The sequence below is a fragment of the Sphingomonas sp. IW22 genome (assembly GCF_041321155.1).
Taxonomy (GTDB): Bacteria; Pseudomonadota; Alphaproteobacteria; order Sphingomonadales; family Sphingomonadaceae; genus Sphingomonas.
On the sequence record NZ_JBGGWB010000040.1, the window covers coordinates 1 to 1,247 of the forward strand.

1 rRNA gene is annotated in these 1,247 nt (G+C 32.6%); it reads right to left on the reverse strand.

Annotation, left to right across the window (positions count from 1 at the left end):
- Positions 1-753 precede the first annotated feature (753 nt).
- Positions 754-872 (reverse strand): 5S ribosomal RNA (gene rrf, locus ACAX61_RS19580).
- Positions 873-1,247: the final 375 nt, after the last annotated feature.

A 1,247-nucleotide genomic window follows, 5' to 3' on the forward strand; every position in this document is an offset into this window, starting at 1 on the left:
TAATAATTTTTAATAACTTTATTTTTTAATAATTTCAAGCAAGTACATGAAAGTAGAATGATTCCAAAGATCCATTCCAAAATCCTAGGTGCGCCTAGGTCGAAATTTATTTTGTAAACAAGTAACATTGGAAAATTAATACAAAAATTTAAAAAGTCGCTGATCTTAAAGATCATATGCAGAACCCCCCTTAACTCCACATGCTCTCCCGAGGCCCGTCTCTCACCCTCGCGTTTCCGAAGAATTTATCGCTTCTAGCTTCATAGCTATGATCAAAAGTGTAAGAACTGTTCTTCTCAGTTTAATCTCTGGGATAAAGCACATTGTGCTTACTATCGAGATTAAATTGATTTTTGAAACATGACAGATGTTAACACGTTCACGTAACTCCGTCACAGTTGACCTTGCATTGCATTACAGCTTGGTCGGCTAGTTTTAATGAAATCAATCTTCTTCCTCTTCAGTAAGCATGGCGTAGCCCAACTCCGCTAACAGAGATTAATCTTTCACTCAACTCTTTCTATAAGTGAAATTACAACTGAGAAGAACAGTTAAATATAAATATCTTAACTCTTTTTACAATTGTCTTCATCGCTTTGACTTTCAATCTAACATATCATCTGTAAATATTACACAAACCCTAACCCGATTCTGGGGTTGTATTTTCTAACCCTAATTTAGGGTTAGATGTAATATTAAATAAAAATATTTTTGATTATAGTCTTAATATTTATAAATTGTTTTTAATCAAAAAGTCAACGACACTGCGTATTCCCAATCGGTCACCCATATAAGTACTAACGCAGCCTTACAGTGCTTGACTGCGGAGATCAGACGAGTTCCGGTATACCCACTATAGTATGGCCGTTGACAATAGAATGGTTTCCAAATTTCTTAAAGGCGATATACGTAACATTACAATGCACGATGTTTGAAGACCTAACAAAATCGTTGCCGTTCAACAGTGTGCAAAGCGCTTTATAAAAAAGATGTTGTATTCTTTGCGGAAATTGGTTCTTCGCAAAGTACCTTCAACAAAAAGTCTAGGTTTGATTATTATTAAAATTATTCATGAATTATTATATGAATTTAAACAAAAATTAACAATTAATTTACAATAAATTGTTTTAATAATAATAATTTTTAATAACTTTATTTTTTAATAATTTCAAGCAAGTACATGAAAGTAGAATGATTCCAAAGATCCATTCCAAAATCCTAGGTGCGCCTAGGTCGAAATTTATTTT